Here is a 20,456-nt window from a genome sequence, read left to right on the forward strand (position 1 = left end):
ATGGAACATAAAACTTTATCAATAGGTTTCATTGGTATTGGCGTAATGGGAAAAAGTATGGTTTATCACTTAATGCAAGATGGTCATAAAGTATATGTATATAATAGAACGAAAGCAAAAACAGATTCTTTAGTGCAAGATGGTGCAAATTGGTGTAATACGCCAAAAGAGTTAGTAAAGCAAGTTGATATTGTAATGACAATGGTTGGATATCCACATGATGTAGAAGAAGTGTATTTTGGTATAGAAGGAATTATAGAACATGCAAAAGAAGGTACGATAGCAATTGACTTTACGACATCTACACCTACTTTAGCAAAACGGATTAATGAAGTTGCAAAAAGCAAAAATATATATACGTTAGATGCACCTGTCTCAGGAGGAGATGTTGGTGCGAAAGAAGCAAAACTCGCAATTATGGTAGGTGGGGAGAAAGAAATATATGATAGATGCTTACCTTTACTTGAAAAGTTAGGAACAAACATTCAATTACAAGGACCAGCTGGGAGTGGACAACATACAAAAATGTGCAATCAAATTGCGATTGCTTCCAATATGATTGGAGTATGTGAAGCTGTTGCTTACGCGAAGAAGGCTGGACTGAATCCAGATAAAGTGTTAGAGAGTATTTCAACAGGGGCAGCAGGTAGCTGGTCATTAAGTAATTTAGCTCCTCGAATGTTAAAAGGAGACTTTGAGCCAGGATTTTATGTGAAGCATTTTATGAAAGATATGAAAATTGCTTTAGAGGAAGCAGAAAAATTACAATTACCAGTCCCAGGCTTAAGTTTGGCGAAAGAATTGTATGAAGAGTTAATTAAGGATGGCGAAGAAAATAGTGGAACACAAGTACTATATAAAAAATATATAAGGGGGTAAACGAGGTGGACCTTCAAAAGTTTGATGAGATGATTGATACTGTACAGCGAGCTACTTGTATGCAAATTAATGAGAAACAAAAAGAAGCTTTTAAACAAAAATATGATTTTGAACCAAAATTTGAATATGGAAGAGATGAGAAGGGGCATTATGTAATTCGAACCTCAAAAAAGATGTTAGAAGAAATGGAGTTTTATTTGGCATTGAAATATGATCGTGATGGAGTGGATCTTTATATGCAAGCTGAGATTGACGGTATATTTCATGTATCTGTTAGCTATGGTGAAGATGCCCTACATCTACAAGAATTGTTTCAATTTCTAGAAGAAAATAAATAAAAGTCCTCATTTGAGGACTTTTATTTATTTAGTCATCTTTAATTTTTATAATTATAAGTTAGAAGCGCGGCGGCATCGTTCAACCGGGAATGGGATAATTTGTGCGATGTGATTAGGACCAAATTGTTTTGTACGAGCATGGCGTATTATATAAAAAGCACACAGAATTGAAACAGGAATAGCACCGAATAAACCAAATAATAAAGCGCTTACACAAGATGCGACAAATCCTAAAACACCAATTTCTAACTCTTCCATAATAGCTCCTAAAATAACAGGAAATGCTCCACATGTAACCCCAAGTATAAGTGCGATAAGTAAGCTCATGATTATCCCCCTCTGTTTGCGATATTATTTTCCTTCTCAGTTAATTGTAGTATATCACATACAAAACAGAATTTTCAGAAAAAATTCAATAAATGTTCAAAAAAAGTTCAATAAATGTTCAAAAAAAGTTCAAAAAATGCACTTGAAAAATCAAGGTGTTAAATTTGTGATGAAATGGTACTTCAAGTAAATAAAAAATCAGGCTTATTTCAAAATGAAATAAGCCTGTTCCATAGGAGGATGTATATATGTAGAGTGAATAAAAGTTTGGAAAAGGGGATCCAAGTCCTTTTATTCAACTAACTACCTTAATAGATTGGAACCCAGCCTTCAGTTGTCACAAAAATACGAATAGCTACAACTTGGCGATCATCTTGCAAAGTAAAATAATGTCTTGCATTTTCAGGAACAGATATTAAATCGCCTGGCTCAAGTTCAACATCAAAGAATTTCCCATCTTTTCCTTCAATAGCGAAAATGCCATGACCACTGACGATAAAGCGAACTTCGTCATCTGTATGATGGTGTTCCTTTTGGAAATTAATTAATAATTCGTCAAGGTTAGGGGTGCTATTTGAAAGTGAAATTACATCATGTGCTTTATAACCACGGCGTGCTGAAACATCAGCAATTTCTTTTGAAAACACAGCTAATATTTCAGCTTTGTTTTCATCTGTTAACGAATAATTTTCATTTAAATGAGTAGGAAGTTTAGAAATATTCCATTTCTCATATAAAACGCCTTCCTCTTGTAGAAATTTAGATACTTCCACTTCATTTTCAATACGAGTATTTCCTTCATGAATACGAATTTGCGCCATTAGAAACGCCTCCTTGAATTGATAATAGTTTTATATGAAATTGGAATAGAAACTCATAAGCTTCTAATCTCTTCTTTGCATCAAAGCTATCTCGGCCCCATACGGTAATACCGTGGTTACGGATTAATACTGCACCCGAATCTCCTTGTATATGCTTTCGGAAGTTTTCTCCAAGCGTTGGGATATGGGCATGGTTTTCAATAATAGGAATTTGAATTGTTGCACCTTCTTCCCAAATATCGAGAGCTTTAATAATTTCTTGATTTTGAAAGGTGACTGCATCACTATATAAATTTGTGATGACATTATTATCGGTTGTATGAACATGAAGTACGCACCCGGCATTCGTATTGTTATAAATGTGTGTATGCAATATTGTTTCTGCTGAAGGGTGTAATTCAGTCTCTAAAACGGGAACTCCTACATGATCTACTAATAGAAAATCATCTGGAGTGGTTTTTGTTTTATCTTTACCGCTTGCTGTAATAAGAAAAGTAAGTGGTTCATGACTAACCTTTATAGAAATATTACCACTTGTTGCTGGGAACCAATTTCGTGTTGTTAACTCTTTTTTTATCTCGCTTAAGTCATACCATTGACGAAAAAGTTGTTTCATGCCTTCACCTCCAACAAAAGTTTTAATTCAGCTTGCACATCTTGAAATGTTTCAAATGGTGTATAAGCAATATGATTTTCTTCACACTTTGTAATAAGAAAATCGCGAGCGAATACTTTATCAGCTTGTTTCGCGGCTTGTAAATCAGTAATAGAATCTCCAATTACAATATGAAAGTCATCTGTATCACTTAATTTACGGATTAATGATGATTTACATAATCCGCAATGATTTTGACAATGATCATCACAAGAATGAGGCCATTTAACTGTAATAAACTCTGCTGAAAAGTCTGTTTCATTACAATAAATTTGCTCTTTTGGAATGATTCCTTGTAAGAGTGGATAGACGAAGAAATCCATTCCACCTGATATCACGTAAAAAGAAATGTTATTTTCCTTTACGAATTGTATAAACTCATGAAAACCACTACGGATTTCAGCAGTTTCTATTAAAAATTGAATAATATCATCGTGCAGATTAGTAGGTATGAATTGAAATAATTGAGAAACACCTTCTTGAATGGATAGTTCTTGTGATAAAATTTTATTCTTTACTTCTTCGGCTTCTGGTGGTGCGAATTTTTCCATAATGGACATAATGTTATCATTGTTTGTAATCGTGCCATCGAAATCACAAAATACTTGAATACTCATAATTTCACCTCATAAGAGGGATTTCCCCATATTTGTAGTGCACTATGCAAATTTATGTCGTCTACTTCATGGAGTGGTTTATTTTGCAAAGTAGCATCAATTGCAGTACGGAAAGCTTTACCGCCGCCTTGCGCTCCATTTGGATGTCCGTGTATCCCGCCGCCAGCATTAATAACAACATCTTTACCGAAATCTCGTACAATAAAGGGAACGAAACCAGGATGAATACCAGCAGACGGAACAGAAAAGCTCTTCTTGAAAAATGCATCGTCTTCAGTTAAATATTTTGAGATAGCAAGAGCCTCCTCTTTTTCTAGCGCAACACTTCCGTATGGAGATGGGAATAATGAAAAGTCAGCCCCAGCATAACGTAGTAGCTTTCCAAGTAATAATGGAGATGAAACTCCATATAACTTGGATGCTGAATAAGCACCACTTACAGCAGGATGTGCCATAATAGGAACTGGGATTTCATCATCTTCTGCAAGTGATTGTAGTACATCTAGTCCGTAAGCAAATACGTTAAATAATAGAATATCAGCTCCAGCTTGCACTGCACGTTTCGCATTTTCTTTTAAATCAAAAGTTCGTCCTGTTAAATTTACGGCATATAACGTTTTATGACCGTATGTTTCGTAAACAGATTGTAAAACTTCTTTTCCAGATACAATGCGTTTCGTAAGTGGTGTTAATGCATTTTCAAATAATATTTCATCATCTTTTACTATATCTACACCACCAATTGCTTGATCGCGTAATTGCGTTTTTAAATACCCAATGTTTCGTCCAATCATTCCTTTAAAAATACTCATTAAAAGAGGACGATCATGCACTTGTAAAAGGTTTCGAATACCATCAATCCCGAATTTTGGACCAGGAAAATGTTTTTTTAACTCGTCTGAAAAAGTTAAATCAATTAATTTTACTTCGCCATCAAGTGATAGCTTTCCAAATGTAGTCGTTAAAATCGCTGGTAAATCTGGACTGAAGTTTAATAGCGGATATTCAATTTTAATAATTCCGCGTTTTACTTTCTTACGTAAATACGAATTGGTATGTTCATGTTCAGCTAATTCCTCAACATGAATGACGTTGCCTTTATGCTGCTTTAATTGTTCTTGCAATAAGTGTGGCAAATGAGTCCAAGAACCAATTGTTAATCCGAGTGCAATTTGTTCCGCCTTTTTTTCTAAGTTATGTGAATCGTCATGAATTAAATACGTCGCTATAATTCCGCTCATTGTTATAACCTCCTAGTTAAATAAAAAAACCTCTCAGCTAAGGAGAGGTTTTTTTACAACCAGCTCCTTATCTGTCAGCGTAATGCTGCGAGAATTAGCACCGTGTCTACAATTGTAGATCGGTTGCCGGGTTTCGTCGGGCTCGTCCCTCCACCTGCTCTTGATAAGAAGTATTTAGAAATGTTTAAAATTTTAAGATAACTGAATTTTGTCAGATATTTTTCATGTTGTCAATTATTTTTTGAAAAAATTTAATTTATCAATTCGATTAATGGCTTCTCGTAATCTATCTTCTGTATGCAAGAGACCAACACGGACATACCCTTCGCCATGCTCACCAAATCCAACACCAGGAGCAACTGCGACATGTACTTTTTCTAGTAAAATATCAGAAAATTGTTCAGAGGTATATCCTTTTGGAACAGGAAGCCATGCAAAGAATGATCCTGTTGGAATGTCTACATTCCAACCAATTGAGTGACAGGCTGAAATAAGAGCATTTCTTCGAGATTCGTAACTATTTACAAGGTCTATTACACAAGACTGTGAACTTAATAGCGCTTCTCGAGCAGCATCTTGAACTGCACCGAATATACTAACATACATATGATCTTGTAATAGGTTAATTGTTTCAATCACACTTTCATTCCCTACAGCAAAAGCGATGCGCCAGCCGGCCATATTGAAAGTTTTTGATAACGTGTAAATTTCAATTCCTATATCTTTCGCGCCATCTGCTTGCAAGAAACTAACTGGTTTTTGACCATCGAATCCAATCGCACCGTAAGCAAAATCATGAACGACTAATATATTATGCTTATTAGCAAAATGAATGGTTTCATTAAAGAAATCTTTTGATGCAGTAGCACCGGTCGGATTATTTGGATAGTTTAAAAACATTAATTTTGCACGCTCGGCAATAGAGTCATCAATGTTCGTATAATCTGGTAAAAAATTATTTTCTGCAATAAGTGGCATTGTTTCAAATTGTGCTTTTGCTAAAGCAACTCCTGATAAATAATCTGGATAGCCTGGATCTGGAACGAGAATCGTATCACCAGGGTTTGTAAAACAAACTGGTAATTCTACTAATCCAGCCTTTCCGCCAAACAAAATAGCAACTTCTGTTTTTGGATTTACTACTACATCATATTCACGTTGATAGAATGTTGCCACGGCTTCTTTTAAACTTTCATGTCCGCGAAATGGCGGATATTTATGATGAATGGTCTTTTCTGCAGCATCTTGTAAAGCTTTTACGATATGCTGCGGTGTTGGTTGATCTGGATTACCTTGACCTAGATTAATAACATCGTGACCAGCTGCTACGACTTTGTTAACTTTTGCAACAAGTGAAGCGAAAAATTGTGTCGGCAATGATGTTACTATCTCAGAAGGTTGAAATAATTTCATACTTTCCACCTCTTTTGAAAGTTGTTACAATTCTAGTGACAAATGATATAATCTTTCCAGTATTTTGTAAAGAAAAAATTATGAATGGGGCTGACAAAATGAAAGTCGCATGTATTCAAATGGACATTGTCTTTGGAGATGTAGAAAAAAATATTGAGAATGCTAAAAATAAAATAAGTGAAGCGGTGAAGGAAAGACCAGATGTTATTGTCTTACCAGAACTTTGGACAACAGGATATGATTTAACTAGGCTCTCTGAAATTGCAGATAGGGATGGATTGGAAACGAAAGAAAAGTTGAAAGAATGGTCGAAGCAATATGGTGTACATATTGTCGGTGGTTCTATAGCGAAGCAAACAGAGCAAGGTGTTACAAATACAATGTATGTTGTAACTAATAAAGGAGAACTAGTTAATGAATATAGTAAAGTGCACTTATTTCAGCTTATGGATGAACATAAATATTTAATCGCTGGAAATAGTACAGGTGAATTTAAGTTAGATGATGTAGAGTGCGCCGGCGCAATTTGTTATGATATTCGTTTTCCGGAGTGGATGCGCGTTCATACTGCGAAAGGTGCAAAAGTATTATTTGTTGTAGCTGAATGGCCATTAGTTCGTTTAGCACATTGGCGTTTGCTATTGCAAGCAAGAGCAGTTGAAAATCAGTGTTATGTTGTTGCGTGTAATAGAGCAGGAAAGGATCCGAATAATGTGTTTGCAGGTCATTCTTTAATTGTAGATCCTTGGGGTGAAGTTGTAGTAGAGGCGAATGAAGAGGAATCAATTTTATTTGGAGAGCTTGTATTCGAGAAAATTAAAGAAGTACGTAAAGGAATTCCAGTTTTTGCGGATCGCCGTCCAGAATTATACAAATAAAATGTTGACAAGTGATTTTTATTCTTGGTATAGTCTTCAACATAAAGTTAAAAATTCAAAAAATTATACAACTCTTATCAAGAGCAGGTGGAGGGATTTGGCCCGATGAAGCCCAGCAACCGACCGTAATACCATTGTGAAATGGGGCGTTTATTACGCCAAAAGGCACGGTGCTAATTCCAGCAGAAAGTAAAACTTTCTGGCAGATAAGAGGGGAGAAGATAAACTTCAAACCTCTTTCTTAGTGGAAAGAGGTTTTTCTATGTTAGAAAAACCTCTGAATTTAAAAAGGGGGAGAAGACGATGGGATATTATTCATTAACAGAAATAACAGCTGTACAATATGCGAAAGATCATGGCTATTTTGAAGAGAAGGCAAATGTCCTTTGTCATGAAATTGGAGATGGAAACTTAAATTACGTGTTCAAATTAGATGATGGAGCGAAATCCATTATAATAAAACAAGCACTGCCTTATGCGAAAGTAGTTGGTGAAAGTTGGCCATTGTCTATAAAAAGAGCAACGATTGAAAGCAAGGCATTACAAATTTTTGCGCAGTATGTACCGGATTATGTTCCAGTAGTGTACAGTCATGATGAAGAGTTAGCGATAACGGTAATAGAAGACTTATCAAGACTAACGATTACAAGAAAAGGATTAATAGACGGAGAAGAATATCCGCTTTTATCCCAGCATATTGGTCGTTTTCTAGCACATGTTTTATTTTACACTTCAGATTTTGGTTTACAGTCAGAAGAGAAGAGGATACTAGAAGGTACCTTTGTAAATCCGGACCTATGTAAAATTACAGAGGATTTAGTGTTTACAGATCCGTTTGGGCATTATGATACAAATGATTATGAGCCAGATTTACAGCTCGTGGTTGATGAACTTTGGAGTGATAAAACTTTAAAACTAAAAGTAGCACAATATAAATATAAGTTCTTAACAAGAAAAGAAACTCTTATTCATGGTGATTTACATACTGGTAGTATTTTTTCGTCACCTTCTGAAACGAAAGTGATTGATCCAGAATTTGCGACATATGGCCCATTTGGGTTTGACATAGGTCAATTTATTGCAAATCTATTATTAAATGCGTTATCTAGAGGAGAAGAAAAGAGAAGTGTACTATTTTTCCATATAGAAAAGACGTGGAGTTATTTTGTAGAGACTTTTACAAAGTTATGGATTGGAGAAGGTGTAGAAGCATATACGAAAGAAAAGCAATGGTTACCAATTATTTTGCAAAATATCTTTACTGATGCTGTTGGATTTGCCGGATGTGAACTAATTCGTAGAACAATTGGTTTAGCTCATGTAGCAGATTTAGATGAAATAGAAAATAAAGAAACAAGAATTCAAGCTAAGAAACAAGCGCTATCCTTAGGAAAAGAACTAATAAAATATGAATCTAAAAGTGCTGATATTCAACTGTTTCGAACATTATTTCAACAGACAGTTTCAAGGGGGGTAAAAGCATGAGTACAATCGTTACTGTTCCGAGATCTGTAAGTTGGAAAGGGGATGCAATTGCGGTATTAAATCAAACGAAATTGCCACATAGCACAGAATACAAAACATTAACGACTATTGAAGAGGTTTGGAAAAGTATCATAATGTTAGAAGTACGCGGAGCGCCTGCAATTGGAATTGTAGCTGCATTTGGCTTGGCGCTTGCAGCGAAAAAATATAATACTTTACATATCGAAGAATTTCAAAAGAAGTTTAATAGAGACTGTAACTATTTAGGGACATCACGCCCAACGGCAGTAAATTTATTTTGGGCAATTGATCGTATGAGAGAATCTATTCGAGAGATTACTACAATAAAAGAAGCACAAAAAATATTAGAAGAAGAAGCGCTTCGCATTCAACAGGAAGATGAAGAGGTGTGTCGAAATATTGGGGAATATGCGTTAACATGCTTTAAAGATGGCGATAATATTTTAACAATCTGTAACGCTGGAAGTATCGCAACTGCCAGATATGGAACTGCATTAGCTCCCTTTTATATTGGAAAAGAGAAAGGTGTGCGTTTACATGCATATGCGTGTGAAACGAGACCAGTTTTACAAGGTGGTCGCTTAACGACGTGGGAATTGAAGCAAGCAAATATTGATGTGACCCTTATAACAGATAATACTGCAGCTCATGCTATTCAAACGAAAGAAATAAACGCAATTATTGTGGGGGCGGATCGAATTGTCGCAAATGGAGATACAGCCAATAAAATAGGGACAATGAATTTAGCTATTTTAGCAAAGTACTTTAATATCCCATTTTACGTTGCTGCGCCACTGTCAACATTTGATGTTACGAAAGAAACTGGAGCCGAAATTATTATTGAAGAAAGAGATGAAACAGAAGTTACGAAAATCTTTGGAAAACAAGTAGCACCAATTGGAACGGATGTTTATAATCCAGCATTTGACATAACGCCGAATGAATTAATTACAGGAATTATTACTGAGAAAGGTATTATACGCGGGGACTATAAACGAGAAATTGCATCATTATTTGAAAAACAAGCTAATACATAATAGCTTGTTTTTTTATGCCTAAATGCAGTGTTTTCTCTTACTTATATAATGAAAGGAGGGGAAGAGGGTGGAAGAGTGGATCAAGATGATAGGTAATGTAGGGTTTCCGATTGTTGTAACATTATATTTACTCCACCGTATTGAAAGTAAATTAGAGGGGGTAATTGTTGCAATTGAGAAGCTCCCGCGGCAATTACTAAAGTACGAAGATCCTTGGGATAAAAAATAAAGTTTGCTCTTCTTGAGCAAACTTTATTTTTATTGAGCGGTATAACCACCATCGATAACAACAGCTTGACCAGTTATACCTTTAGCTTTTTCACTCGCTAAAAACATCGCATAATCTGCAATTTCTTGTACTTGTAATAAGCGCTTTTGTGGAACGAGTGGATAAATAACATCTTCTAAAACATTTTCAAGTGGTACATTTCGTGTAGTAGCTAAGTCTTGTAGTTGATTACGTACAAGGGGGGTATCAACATAACCAGGGCAAAGGGCATTAACAGTAATACCATGCGTAGCACCTTCTAAAGCGGCAACTTTTGTTAATCCAATTACGCCATGTTTTGCACTATTGTAGGCAGCTTTTCCAGCAAACCCGACAAGGCCGTTAATAGAAGCGACATTAATAATACGACCATATTTTTGTTGTTTCATAATCGGAAAGGCATGCTTAATTGCAATAAACGGAGCAATTTGCATAATTTGAATTAGTAGCTCGAACTTTTCAGTTGGAAAGTCTTCAATGGGTGAAACGTGTTGCATTCCTGCGTTGTTAATTAATATATGTAATGAACCGAAATGATCAACTGTTTGAGAAATTGCTGCTGTAATTTCCTCTTCAGATGTAACGTCACATTTTAAACCGATAGCTTGAAAACCTTCATTTTGTAATTGTTCAGCAGCTTCTTTTGCACGTTCTTCAAGCCGATCGGTAATCACAACTTTTGCACCTTCTTTTGCAAAAGCCTTTCCCATTTCATAACCAATACCACTTGCAGCACCTGTTAAAAAGACAACTCGATTTGTAACCATGATGAAAAACATCCCTTCATAATAAAGTTTTCATAGTGCTCTATTTAGAGAAGCTATAATGAAATTCCTGCAAACATTTGGAAAAATATCGTTAGCTATCTTGCTTTACAAAATAGTCTTTGCTATACTATTTTGTAAAGCAAGATACTTACGCTTATCTATCTTGTAAAGCAAGGTAGTAGGAGGATTTGAATTATGTCGACAAGTCAAATGCTGAAAGGGATTTTAGAAGGATGCTTACTTGCTATTATTTCTGAAGGCGAAATATACGGTTATGAAATGAGTGAAAAGCTAGCGAAGTATGGTTTTACAATGGCGAGTGAGGGAAGTATTTATCCGTTATTAATACGAATGCAAAAAGAAGGACTAATAACAAGCGTAATGAAGGAATCTCCATCTGGTCCAAAGAGAAAATATTATACATTAACAGAAAAAGGCGAGGAAGCACTTGATGAATTTATGGATCGCTGGGAAACGATGCAAAGTAGTGTAGAACGTCTACTTGAAGGGAAAGGAGGGAGAAAATAATGCTATCAAGTGAAGCGCGAAAGTTTTTGTTAGATATGAGATTATTTTTGACGGCAAAGATTGTGAAAGAAAGCGATATTGAAAATTTTATAGAAGATGCGGAACTCCATTTAATTGAGGGTGAGAGTGATGGGAAAAGTGTAGAAGATATTTTCGGAAGCTCACCGAAAGAATATGCGCATGAACTTGTACAAGTGATGGAAAAAGATAGACAGGAAACGTGGAAGCAAATTGGTTTTACAGTAATGAATATCGTATCGTTTTGGATTATTGCTTCTATCTTAATAGTGAATCATGGAATGTTACAGATTTCACTTATTCAGTGTATCGGTTATAGTTTTTCATTGATTTTAGTTGTTATAGGTCCTAATTTTCTACTTCGCAAAATGGCCTTCGTCACAAGTTTTACAAAAACATGGTTTTCTATGTGGTCTTTAGTTATAATCGCTCCAATGTTTTTATTAGGAGCTGTTACGATATTAGACGTGATATATCCGACAAAAATGCTCACATTCACCGAAGTGCAAAGTTATATAGTAGCTGGTGGGATTTTTATCATCACAGTAGCTATAAATATATACTTTGAAGGATGGTTTAAAAACTTATATTTAATCATTCCACTTTCAATTATGTTAGTGTTTAAAACATTTACAACGGAAGATCTTGTTCCAATGTTATTTCAAATTATATGTTTATACGGAAGTTTATTTATTTTAATTTTTGTTGAAATTATCATGAAGACGAATAGAAGAGAAATGGTTAAATAAGGGAGGGGCTATAATGCAGATTTCTAAAGAAGGAGAAAAGTTCTTAATCGATACGAAAGTATATTTAATAACAAAAGGAATTAAAGAAGAAGATGTTGACGCTTTTTTAGAAGATGCAGAACTTCATTTAATAGAAGGTGAAAAAGAGGGAAAGACAGTAAGTGATATATTTGGTGATTCGCCAAAAGAGTATGCGGAAGAATTAGCGAAAGAGATGGAGAAGGATAAAGGCGGAAGTATAAAGAGTGTTTTAGGAATGATTATTGGGATAGGTGGGTATTGGTTACTAACCAATATTTTATTTGGAAATCCGAATCAACAATTTACGTTAACAAATGTACAGGTAATTGGTTATCCTATCGTTTTAATTATTACAATTATTGGAACGGTTTTTGCGTTTAGAATGTCTTCTTTTAAAAGTAAATTAGTAGAGTTTGGAATTATTTATGTAATAGTAATGATACCTATTTTATTATTAGTGTTATTAATGTTTATGAATAAATGGTATGGGACGCCAATTTTACAATTGTCGACAATGCAGGCATATATATTAGCAGTAATTATATTTTTATTACTTCTTATTGGTGAAGTATATGTTCTTGGTTGGATGGGTGTTTTGGTACTAATTGTTCCTCTTGCGATTATGTTCTTATTTAAAGACTTAGAAGAAAGAAATGTATTTTGGGGAATTGCAAAGATATTACTTATGTATGGAAGTATATATGGATTAATGAGATGGTCTTTAAAAATTGAAGAAAGAAAAAGTGTGAACTAGAAATTCAATAAAAAGCGGCTGCTCTGGATATACCAAAAATTATTTCCAAAGAAATATTATATAGGGATTTTTAGAGGGATTACATTTACATTTAGTTGTCTATTTTTATTTCTAGCAGCCGGGATTTGTTTTGTTGATTGGAATAAGTTGTTTTAAACAGTAACATGAGGGTTACTGTTTTTTTCTTTGCAATAAAGAGCTTTGTAAAGAGAGTGTTTTTTGTTCGTTCGTCAATAGAGACTGAATAGGAACATTTTCAGGGCGCGGGACTATCGGATACATAAGATTGGTTGGAGAAGGATGGTGCTCCGAGCCAGTTGGGGAATGAGGATCTGCGTGAGTAAGTTTTCCGTGAACACGTCTTGTAAATAAAATATGACCGATTTCGTGAGCAAGCGTATATATATTTTTCATAGGAGCAGCCGAGTTTGTTAAAACGATATATCCGGTAAGTTGTTGCTGTTTTGCTAAAGAGTAAGCGCAGGCAATTACTGCTGTTTCTTTGAAATAATCACTGCCAATATAACAAATATAAAGGTCGCATTCAGGAGCTTCATTTACACATGTTTGGAAAAAGGATGCCAGCTTTTCTTGACTTTGAATGGAATTTTTATAACTGATTTCACGGTCAAAAAAACGGAAAAGTTCATTTAATACAATTACTTCTTGAATTTGAAATGTAATGGGGTGCCAAATTGATTCTGCAACAGCTAAATCTTTTGCGATGCGGTCATCAGAAATATCGGCGCCGGGAGTAATACAAATACATATATTGACGTATGGATCCATAAGGAACACCTCAACTGAAAAAAAGTTCTTCCTATAATATATGTGGGGAAAAGATGTCATGTATGGATAAACGCCTTCTTTATTGAATATATAGATGACAAGTCGAAAAAATTTCATAGTTCTATAACGTAGTGTGATCATCTTTTTGATATAGTAAAGAAAAGGGGGAGAATATATGTATACATTAAAAATCGTTTCAGACAGAGAAGCTCTTTATCAATTTGCAAGTTATGTAAGAGTTGTACAAGGGGTGGAAGATGTATATGTAGAGGTGGGAGAACCTTTATATGAACATCCGTTAATGAAGTTTTATGTACATATTAAGCTGAAAGAAACATATGAGCAGCATAAAGCGTTACAGGAAATAGCAAGATTAGTAGAATTGGGGCGTTTTACATATGTCCATTATCGTAATGATGAAATTGAGGAAGCTTTTGAAGCTGTAAAATATGAAAGTTTTAAGAAATAAAGGTGAAAAAAAGGAGGCGAAAGCTTCTTTTTTTCTTTAAAATTACATGAACAAAAAGAGCAAAATTTTGTTATGATAAGGGAGGTTAGGGAAAGGGGAATTTACATATGGGGTATATTGAAGAGTTACGAAAAGTCGTTGGTACAAGGCCGCTTATTCTCGTAGGATCAGCAATTATTATATTAAACGATAATCAAGAAGTATTGCTTCAATATCGTTCAGATACATATGATTGGGGTGTACCTGGTGGGGCGATGGAACTGGGCGAAACGACAGAAGAAACTGCACGTAGAGAGTTATTTGAGGAAACGGGGTTAACTGCAAAAATAATGCAATTTCTTGGTGTTCTATCAGGAAAAGAAGTATATTTCCGTTATCCGAATGGCGATGAAATTTTCAATGTTATTCATCTGTATCAGGCACATCATGTGAGCGGGGAATTAAAGCTCGATCATGAAGGGTTAAAACTTCAATATTTTCCAGTAGATAAGTTGCCAAAATTGAATGAAACGACAGAGAAAATTTTACAAAAGTTTTTATATGCGCTGACAGAATAGAAGGTTAATTCCTTCTATTTTTATTATATTAAATATTTTGATTTTTTAGTATGTTTATAGTATGATAGTTATAGATATACATCTTATGGAATTTCACCTAAAAACTGACTAGGGTACATAAGAGAGGGGCAAGTGCAAAATGCATAATGTTGTTATTACAGCTGCAGTTCGTTCGCCAATTGGAACTTTTGGAGGAGCGCTAAAAAATGTAACGCCAGTAGAATTAGCTGTTCCTGTACTTCAGGAAGCTGTAAAACGAGGCGGGGTAGAACCACATGAAGTTGATGAAGTAATTTTAGGTCATTGTATTCAAAGAACTGATGAAGCAAATACGGCGAGAACAGCTGCATTAGCGGCAGGATTTCCTGACACAGTTACGGGATATACAATCCAACGTCAATGTTCTTCAGGTATGCAAGCAATTATGTCAGCTGCAATGCAAATCCAATTAGGTGTAAGTGATGTTGTTGTTGCAGGTGGGGTAGAAGCGATGAGTTCGAGCCCTTATGCATTGAAACAGCACCGCTGGGGACAACGTCTACAGCACGGAGAAATTCGTGATACGGTGTGGGAAGTGTTAGAAGATCCGATTCACCATATTATGATGGGTGAAACAGCGGAAAATTTAGTTGAACAATATGAAATTACAAGAGAGGAACAAGATGAAGTTGCTCTTCGCAGTCATACATTGGCACTGAAGGCAATCGAGTCTGGATACTTTGACGATCAAATTGTTCCTATTACAATAAAAGAGCGTAGAAAAGAAGTTGTATTTTCGAAGGATGAACATCCACGTGCAGATATTACAGCTGAAAAATTAGCTGGATTGAAGCCGGCATTCCGTAAAGATGGATCAGTGACTGCTGGAAATGCATCTGGCCTTAATGACGGGAGTGCAGTTCTAGTATTAATGAGCGAAGAAAAAGCGAAAGAAAAAGGTTTACAACCGTTAGCTAGAATTGTTGGATATTCAGTAGCTGGAGTAGATCCAAAAATTATGGGTATTGGACCAGCACCAGCAATTCGTAAAGGTTTAGAAAAAGTAGATTGGTCATTGGAAGATGCAGATTTACTTGAAATTAATGAAGCTTTCGCGGCTCAATATTTAGCTGTAGAGAAAGAGTTAGGCTTAGACCGTGAAAAAGTGAACGTAAACGGTAGTGGCGTAGGACTTGGGCATCCAATTGGTTGTACAGGGGCTCGTATTACAGTAAGTTTAATTCACGAATTAAAAAGACGTGGGTTAGAAAAAGGAATTGCCTCTTTATGCGTCGGTGGCGGTATCGGGGTTGCCTTATTTATAGAAGCACTATAAAAAAAGAAGCAGCTATTGCTGCTTCTTTTTTTACGACTCAAATAGATGATGGAATAATCGATCGCGATTTTCAAAGAAAAGTTTCGTCGTTTGGTAATGCTCAGTTTCTTCTAATGTGGATTCGTGAATTCCCTCTTGTGTTAAAGAATATATAGTGGATTCAGGATAAGCCATTAAAATAGGAGAATGCGTCGCGATAACAAATTGTGAACCTTGTTCAGCTAGTTCGTGCATTCGAATGAGCATGGAAAGTTGTCTCATTGGTGATAAAGCTGCCTCAGGCTCATCTAAAATGTATAAACCTTGTCCTGAAAAACGGTTCATAAATAATGAGAAGAATGATTCACCGTGTGATTGTTTGTGTAGTGAGATACCACCATAAGAGTTGATAACCGGATTCCCACGTGCTTCTCTATCAGCATCTATTTCATCAATATAAGAAGCAACGTTATAAAATGATTCAGCGCGAAGAAAGAAACCGTCGTTTGGTGTATTGAAACTTTTTGAAATTCGAAGGTATTCATGTAAAGATGAATGGGAATCGTTTGTGCTAAAGCGGAAGTTCTTCGTTCCACCTTCTGCATTAAAACCTAACGCAATTGCAATTCCTTCAAGTAATGTTGATTTACCTGTTCCGTTTTCTCCAATAATGAATGTTACATTTGGATGGAAAGCTAGTGATTGTAATGTTCGAATAGCGGGTAAACAGTAAGGATATGCGGAAAAACTAGGGATATTTTCTTTTTTTAATGTGACATTTTGTAAAAAGGGTACGTCAATCAATATATAAACCTCAATTCATAACGGATTTTGAATTTAAAAAGGCAGCAAATACAAGTGTTAATGACACCTGAATCCCTTCTTGTTTTCTGAATATTTTATGTGGATTATATCATTTAAACTATCATATTCCAATGTGAAAATAAATATTGCATGAAGATCCATTCTCTCGTTATGATATATGGTATTCTATTGAAAATGTGAGAAGGAGTTAAAGTATGCCGTTTACATTTGCACATCCAGCAGCAGTTCTTCCTTTTGCGAAAAAGCACTCTAAACATATTTCAGTAACGGCTCTTATATTAGGTAGTATGGCGCCTGACTTTGAATATTTTTTGCACTTTAGACCCTATGGTGTTATTGGCCATACATGGCTTGGGTTCTTATATTTAAATTTACCGCTTGTATTTCTAATCGCATACATATATCATTACATTTTAAAAAAGCCGTTTATAACGCATTTGCCTAAACCGTTTGCTGGTTATTATTCATATGCAATAGATGAGAGGTGGGGGCTACATACCTGGAAAGAATTCTTTGTATTTTGCTATTCTGCATTATTCGGTATGCTCACGCATGTCGTTTGGGATGCATTTACTCATAATACAGGCTATTTCGTTATGAAAATAGCATTGTTACAAATTGAATTACGCAGTATTCCATTGTATAAATATATGCAACATGGGAGTACATGTGTTGGCTTATTATTGCTATTATACGTACTATGGAAGTATAAAGATGAAACAGGGAAAGATATGATTGTAGCTTTAGAAAAAAGAAAGTATTGGGTTTCGATAATCATTGTGACAGCTTTTATATTTATCGTGCATGCGTTCCTAGATCCCTATTTTCATATTTTCCAAATTGGAGGTATAATAGTATCTGGACTGACAAGTTCATTTTGTGGAATTGTCATTGTTTCTATAGTTTACAAAGTAAGGGACTAATTTTATATTCATGAATGATAGCGTTAGGAGAAATGAAATGATGAAAGCATGGAAAAGTATTTTTGTTTTATGTAGTTTTCTTCTTATGTTAAGTGGTTGCTTCCATCAAGAAGAAAAGAAAGCTGAACCGAAGAAGAAAGAATCTATTCCTGAAACGAAAGAATATGGTGGGCGTGAGCTGAAAAAAGTAGGACAAAAAGTGAAAGAAACAGGATGGGGTACTTTCAAGTTAGAGCAGATGCATTCTGTGAATCAAACATTTGAAGTAGCGCCAATGAAAATTCACGTACAAGATGTGAAAGTAATCTCTTTATCACAAATGAGTGAAAAGGCAAAAAATACATTGAAAGTATACACGGCACTAACTCCTGAAGAAGTAAAACGTAGATTAGGGGATAAAGTAAGCCAAGAAGATGCAGAATTATATGCATCGCTAAGTGGAACAGAGATTAGTAATACAATTCGTTACGTTGAGATTACATATAAAGTGGAGAATAGCGGAAATAAAAATATGCAATTTTTCTCTATGAATGATGTTATGATTAATGGTAAGCAACATTTTAAAGTAGCCACTCAAAACTTTTTATATGACGAAGATACGTTAGTTGGTACAAAAAATGTATCAAGAGAGGACTATAAGCCTGGTGAGATAAGAGATGGTATTATTGGTTTAATACTTGACGATGGGAAAGACAAGGTAAAGGATATTCAGTTTACAACTGATGATTTACTTGCAGGAGATTCAGAAACACAAGATGTTGTAAAAGAGCCACAAACGTTTAACATCTCACTAAAATAATGTAAGACAAAACAGTCAGCATACAAATATTATGCTGACTGTTTTTTTATTTCTTTTATGTATGAATCTACATTTTGAAAAGGCACCTTAATTTTAAATGCATCTTTTTGTTCATTAAATTGCTTTTCATTGTAGGGACCGAAACGTTTATTGTGCTTTACATCAATAATCCAATAATGTTCACTTTTTTTATTTGCAATTGCTGCGTCAGGGTTATTTGGATCTGATTTTTCCTCAGTTTGTTTTGCAATAATGTATTTATCATCCCAAGCAATGTCTGTAATTTTTGCAGGGATGTATTGTGTGGCATATACAGCATCTTGCGAGGGGAAAAGTTCAAATGCATTTCCAGAAGTACGTATGAGTTCGTATTCATCGTTAACCGTATAAGTTAAGTGACTTGTGTTTCCTGCACAACCAGTTAATAGGAAGGCGACGAATAGGATTATCCATTTTTTCAATATGGGAACCTCCTTTATAATGCTATTGTAACAAATTGTACAAGAAAAGTAAGAGAAACGCTAGTTTACAATGTTTTTTAGAAGTGGTACGATGAGACGGGTAAAGAAGGATATGAAGGAGTCGACATAAAATGAAGTTAAAGATGCATCGTCCAGCGCTTGTAATGAATCGCATAGGTGCTTCCCTAATTGACATGTTTTTAATCTCGGTTATGTATGGTGCAGTAGTAGCTATTATGACCGGAAACTATAGTGCTATGTTTAAGCGCTTTAATATAAGCTTAGGTGATTTTAGATATGATTTCGCAGTAGTTTTCATATTAATGGCGATATATTTTATTGTATTACCCTTTATTTGGAACGGTGTTACACTTGGCAAAAAGGTAACGAGAATAAAATTAATTTCATTGAAGAGTGAAAAGCTAACGTTGCAAACATTAATTATAAGATTTTTTGTAGTGTTATTACCGAACGTATTGCTATTAGGAATTCCATTAATATGTAATGTATATATGATGTTGTTCCGCAAAGATAATTGTGGTTTTCAGGATTTAATTACAAAAACGAAAGTAATAAGTCTTGTATAATGAAAAAAAGACCTTTTTATATATAAAAGGGTCTTTTTGATTTTATAAGTATATGGGGAATGTTTACAGTAAGGAAAAGCCAAAATGTGTTATTTCCATTTATAATAGATTGAAAATTAAGAAAATGATATAATGATTAAAAATAATATCTTTATTCCGCCATATTGGGGCTGAGTAAAATTTCATTTTATATAATAAGGGGGAAGTTAAAATGACAGGAGGTAGCATAATTTTTTGGGGTATTCTCATTTTTATCGGTCTAGTTTTCGATCAGCGTAATAATAAGAAAAAAGAAGGATAAAAAGTAAACGTTTACAAATTAAATAGCAATTTTTCTTGCTTGCAGATTAATCTTATAAAGGAGTATACTGAATGACGGTAAGACTTATAGAAGGGGTAATGAAAATGAAGCTTGCAGGAAAAGTTGCTATCGTAACTGGCGGTGGCATCGGTATTGGACGTAATACAGCTCTTTTGTTGGCTAAACAAGGCGCAAAAGTTATTGTGACGGACATTGATCAAGAGAGTGGACAAGCAACAGTGGAGGAAATTATGAATCTAGGCGGAGAAGCACTTTTTGTATCCTATGATATGGGAAAGCAAGGAGATTGGCAACGCGTTATTAGCATTACTTTGAATGCATTCAGTCGCATTGACATGCTTTTTCAAAATGCTGGTTTATATAAAATAGATTCTATTTTTTCTCGCCAACAAGAGAACGATTCCAATGTACTTTGTATTAATGACGTTTGGATAGAGATAAAACAATTAACGTCATCTTTTATGAAACAGCAAGAAGAAGTGGTGCTTAGTGATTTACCGATTTTCGGTATTATTAGCACGAAAGGACAATCATTTCATACAGTAGAAGCCCTAGTATAATAATGAAAACCGCCCTCAATATATGTGGACGGTTTTTTGTATGTGTATAGTAA

27 protein-coding genes, 1 pseudogene and 2 riboswitches are annotated in these 20,456 nt (G+C 34.9%); of the genes and pseudogenes, 18 read left to right on the forward strand and 10 right to left on the reverse strand.

The genetic code is table 11. The annotated features are described in order from the left end of the window. Both ACS2QP_RS01800 and ACS2QP_RS01805 read left to right on the forward strand, forming a co-directional pair. The gene (locus ACS2QP_RS01800) at positions 1–879 is read left to right on the forward strand and encodes an NAD(P)-dependent oxidoreductase (protein WP_000400431.1); all 879 of its coding nucleotides are present in this window, start codon (positions 1–3) and stop codon (positions 877–879) included. A gap of 5 nt (positions 880–884) precedes the next feature. Then, positions 885–1,217: a DUF3909 family protein gene (locus tag ACS2QP_RS01805; RefSeq protein WP_000365621.1), complete on the forward strand. Its 333-nt coding sequence runs from the start codon at positions 885–887 to the stop codon at positions 1,215–1,217. Positions 1,218–1,268: 51 nt separating this feature from the next. Here ACS2QP_RS01805 and ACS2QP_RS01810 read toward each other — a convergent pair whose 3' ends face one another. The 6 genes from ACS2QP_RS01810 to ACS2QP_RS01835 form a co-directional block, all read right to left on the reverse strand. Continuing rightward, on the reverse strand, positions 1,269–1,544 hold the full coding sequence (locus tag ACS2QP_RS01810; protein ID WP_000054659.1) for a hypothetical protein: 276 nt from the start codon (positions 1,542–1,544) through the stop codon (positions 1,269–1,271). Positions 1,545–1,852: 308 nt separating this feature from the next. After that, positions 1,853–2,365, reverse strand: coding sequence for a 1,2-dihydroxy-3-keto-5-methylthiopentene dioxygenase (locus tag ACS2QP_RS01815; protein WP_000057300.1), 513 nt, complete (start codon positions 2,363–2,365; stop codon positions 1,853–1,855). Next, positions 2,343–2,981, reverse strand: coding sequence for a methylthioribulose 1-phosphate dehydratase (locus tag ACS2QP_RS01820; protein ID WP_061457686.1), 639 nt, complete (start codon positions 2,979–2,981; stop codon positions 2,343–2,345). Before ACS2QP_RS01820 ends, ACS2QP_RS01815 begins: the two co-directional genes overlap by 23 nt. Further along, a complete protein-coding gene (locus ACS2QP_RS01825) occupies positions 2,978–3,637 on the reverse strand; it encodes a 2-hydroxy-3-keto-5-methylthiopentenyl-1-phosphate phosphatase (RefSeq protein WP_017673600.1) in 660 nt (219 codons plus the stop codon). Before ACS2QP_RS01825 ends, ACS2QP_RS01820 begins: the two co-directional genes overlap by 4 nt. Further along, entirely contained in the window at positions 3,634–4,878 is a 1,245-nt protein-coding gene (gene mtnW / locus ACS2QP_RS01830) for a 2,3-diketo-5-methylthiopentyl-1-phosphate enolase (RefSeq protein WP_000014180.1), read from the reverse strand. The genes ACS2QP_RS01825 and mtnW overlap by 4 nt, the downstream gene beginning before the upstream one ends. Positions 4,879–4,942: 64 nt before the next feature. Next, a riboswitch (SAM riboswitch) is annotated at positions 4,943–5,048 on the reverse strand. 64 nt (positions 5,049–5,112) lie between these two features. Continuing rightward, positions 5,113–6,291, reverse strand: coding sequence for a pyridoxal phosphate-dependent aminotransferase (locus ACS2QP_RS01835; protein ID WP_017673601.1), 1,179 nt, complete (start codon positions 6,289–6,291; stop codon positions 5,113–5,115). 14 nt (positions 6,292–6,305) lie between these two features. Here ACS2QP_RS01835 and ACS2QP_RS01840 point away from each other — a divergent pair, with 14 nt between their 5' ends. The 4 genes from ACS2QP_RS01840 (at position 6,306) to ACS2QP_RS01855 (ending at position 9,941) form a co-directional block, all read left to right on the forward strand. Further along, positions 6,306–7,169: a carbon-nitrogen family hydrolase gene (locus ACS2QP_RS01840; RefSeq protein ID WP_063537334.1), complete on the forward strand. Its 864-nt coding sequence runs from the start codon at positions 6,306–6,308 to the stop codon at positions 7,167–7,169. Between the two features lie 71 nt (positions 7,170–7,240). Beyond that, a riboswitch (SAM riboswitch) is annotated at positions 7,241–7,382 on the forward strand. A gap of 90 nt (positions 7,383–7,472) precedes the next feature. Next, positions 7,473–8,654 (forward strand): S-methyl-5-thioribose kinase, encoded by a 1,182-nt coding sequence (gene mtnK, locus ACS2QP_RS01845; RefSeq protein WP_326234915.1) that lies wholly within the window; start codon positions 7,473–7,475, stop codon positions 8,652–8,654. Continuing rightward, positions 8,651–9,712, forward strand: a complete 1,062-nt coding sequence (mtnA, locus tag ACS2QP_RS01850) for an S-methyl-5-thioribose-1-phosphate isomerase (RefSeq protein WP_000104604.1) — start codon at positions 8,651–8,653, stop codon at positions 9,710–9,712. The genes mtnK and mtnA overlap by 4 nt, the downstream gene beginning before the upstream one ends. A 67-nt stretch (positions 9,713–9,779) precedes the next feature. Then, complete coding sequence (locus ACS2QP_RS01855) at positions 9,780–9,941, forward strand: YvrJ family protein (protein WP_063246026.1); 162 nt, start codon at positions 9,780–9,782, stop codon at positions 9,939–9,941. 29 nt (positions 9,942–9,970) lie between these two features. Here ACS2QP_RS01855 and ACS2QP_RS01860 read toward each other — a convergent pair whose 3' ends face one another. Further along, positions 9,971–10,747 (reverse strand): 3-hydroxybutyrate dehydrogenase, encoded by a 777-nt coding sequence (locus tag ACS2QP_RS01860; RefSeq protein WP_000258428.1) that lies wholly within the window; start codon positions 10,745–10,747, stop codon positions 9,971–9,973. Positions 10,748–10,942: 195 nt separating this feature from the next. On the opposite strand from ACS2QP_RS01860, the gene ACS2QP_RS01865 reads away from it, so the two are divergent. The 4 genes and pseudogenes from ACS2QP_RS01865 to ACS2QP_RS01880 all read left to right on the forward strand — a co-directional run. Next, positions 10,943–11,275: a PadR family transcriptional regulator gene (locus ACS2QP_RS01865; protein ID WP_078439068.1), complete on the forward strand. Its 333-nt coding sequence runs from the start codon at positions 10,943–10,945 to the stop codon at positions 11,273–11,275. Then, positions 11,275–12,042 (forward strand): DUF1129 domain-containing protein, encoded by a 768-nt coding sequence (locus ACS2QP_RS01870; protein ID WP_438882109.1) that lies wholly within the window; start codon positions 11,275–11,277, stop codon positions 12,040–12,042. The genes ACS2QP_RS01865 and ACS2QP_RS01870 overlap by 1 nt, the downstream gene beginning before the upstream one ends. A 13-nt stretch (positions 12,043–12,055) precedes the next feature. Continuing rightward, positions 12,056–12,817, forward strand: coding sequence for a DUF1129 domain-containing protein (locus ACS2QP_RS01875; RefSeq protein WP_438882110.1), 762 nt, complete (start codon positions 12,056–12,058; stop codon positions 12,815–12,817). Between the two features lie 12 nt (positions 12,818–12,829). Beyond that, positions 12,830–12,973: pseudogene (locus ACS2QP_RS01880) on the forward strand (DNA-binding protein); the annotation flags it as partial. A gap of 15 nt (positions 12,974–12,988) precedes the next feature. Here the strand turns inward: ACS2QP_RS01880 and ACS2QP_RS01885 are convergent. Continuing rightward, positions 12,989–13,606 carry an ImmA/IrrE family metallo-endopeptidase gene (locus ACS2QP_RS01885; protein WP_000371608.1) on the reverse strand — a complete coding sequence of 206 codons (618 nt, stop codon included), beginning with the start codon at positions 13,604–13,606 and terminating at the stop codon, positions 12,989–12,991. A gap of 175 nt (positions 13,607–13,781) precedes the next feature. Between ACS2QP_RS01885 and ACS2QP_RS01890 the strand changes: the two genes are divergently transcribed. From ACS2QP_RS01890 to ACS2QP_RS01900, 3 genes are all read left to right on the forward strand, one after another. Then, entirely contained in the window at positions 13,782–14,075 is a 294-nt protein-coding gene (locus ACS2QP_RS01890; RefSeq protein ID WP_000288330.1) for a DUF3928 family protein, read from the forward strand. Positions 14,076–14,182: 107 nt separating this feature from the next. After that, a complete protein-coding gene (locus ACS2QP_RS01895) occupies positions 14,183–14,632 on the forward strand; it encodes an NUDIX hydrolase (RefSeq protein ID WP_000540529.1) in 450 nt (149 codons plus the stop codon). A 139-nt stretch (positions 14,633–14,771) separates the two neighbouring features. Further along, positions 14,772–15,947 carry an acetyl-CoA C-acetyltransferase gene (locus ACS2QP_RS01900; RefSeq protein WP_000552078.1) on the forward strand — a complete coding sequence of 392 codons (1,176 nt, stop codon included), beginning with the start codon at positions 14,772–14,774 and terminating at the stop codon, positions 15,945–15,947. Positions 15,948–15,977: 30 nt separating this feature from the next. Here ACS2QP_RS01900 and ACS2QP_RS01905 read toward each other — a convergent pair whose 3' ends face one another. After that, positions 15,978–16,730, reverse strand: a complete 753-nt coding sequence (locus tag ACS2QP_RS01905) for an AAA family ATPase (protein WP_000567998.1) — start codon at positions 16,728–16,730, stop codon at positions 15,978–15,980. 215 nt (positions 16,731–16,945) lie between these two features. Between ACS2QP_RS01905 and ACS2QP_RS01910 the strand changes: the two genes are divergently transcribed. Further along, the gene (locus ACS2QP_RS01910; RefSeq protein ID WP_438882111.1) at positions 16,946–17,674 is read left to right on the forward strand and encodes a DUF4184 family protein; all 729 of its coding nucleotides are present in this window, start codon (positions 16,946–16,948) and stop codon (positions 17,672–17,674) included. Positions 17,675–17,711: 37 nt separating this feature from the next. After that, positions 17,712–18,473, forward strand: coding sequence for a hypothetical protein (locus ACS2QP_RS01915; protein ID WP_000973899.1), 762 nt, complete (start codon positions 17,712–17,714; stop codon positions 18,471–18,473). A 29-nt stretch (positions 18,474–18,502) separates the two neighbouring features. Here ACS2QP_RS01915 and ACS2QP_RS01920 read toward each other — a convergent pair whose 3' ends face one another. Further along, positions 18,503–18,934: a DUF3997 domain-containing protein gene (locus tag ACS2QP_RS01920; RefSeq protein WP_000758789.1), complete on the reverse strand. Its 432-nt coding sequence runs from the start codon at positions 18,932–18,934 to the stop codon at positions 18,503–18,505. A gap of 131 nt (positions 18,935–19,065) precedes the next feature. On the opposite strand from ACS2QP_RS01920, the gene ACS2QP_RS01925 reads away from it, so the two are divergent. From ACS2QP_RS01925 to ACS2QP_RS01935, 3 genes are all read left to right on the forward strand, one after another. Beyond that, positions 19,066–19,521, forward strand: coding sequence for an RDD family protein (locus ACS2QP_RS01925; protein ID WP_000769081.1), 456 nt, complete (start codon positions 19,066–19,068; stop codon positions 19,519–19,521). A gap of 211 nt (positions 19,522–19,732) precedes the next feature. Beyond that, complete coding sequence (locus ACS2QP_RS01930) at positions 19,733–19,822, forward strand: hypothetical protein (RefSeq protein ID WP_000145636.1); 90 nt, start codon at positions 19,733–19,735, stop codon at positions 19,820–19,822. A gap of 71 nt (positions 19,823–19,893) precedes the next feature. Beyond that, positions 19,894–20,403: an SDR family NAD(P)-dependent oxidoreductase gene (locus tag ACS2QP_RS01935; RefSeq protein ID WP_000218410.1), complete on the forward strand. Its 510-nt coding sequence runs from the start codon at positions 19,894–19,896 to the stop codon at positions 20,401–20,403. Positions 20,404–20,456: the final 53 nt, after the last annotated feature.

The organism is Bacillus cereus group sp. Bce019 (genome assembly GCF_051781745.1).
Classification (GTDB): domain Bacteria; phylum Bacillota; class Bacilli; order Bacillales; family Bacillaceae_G; genus Bacillus_A; species Bacillus_A cereus.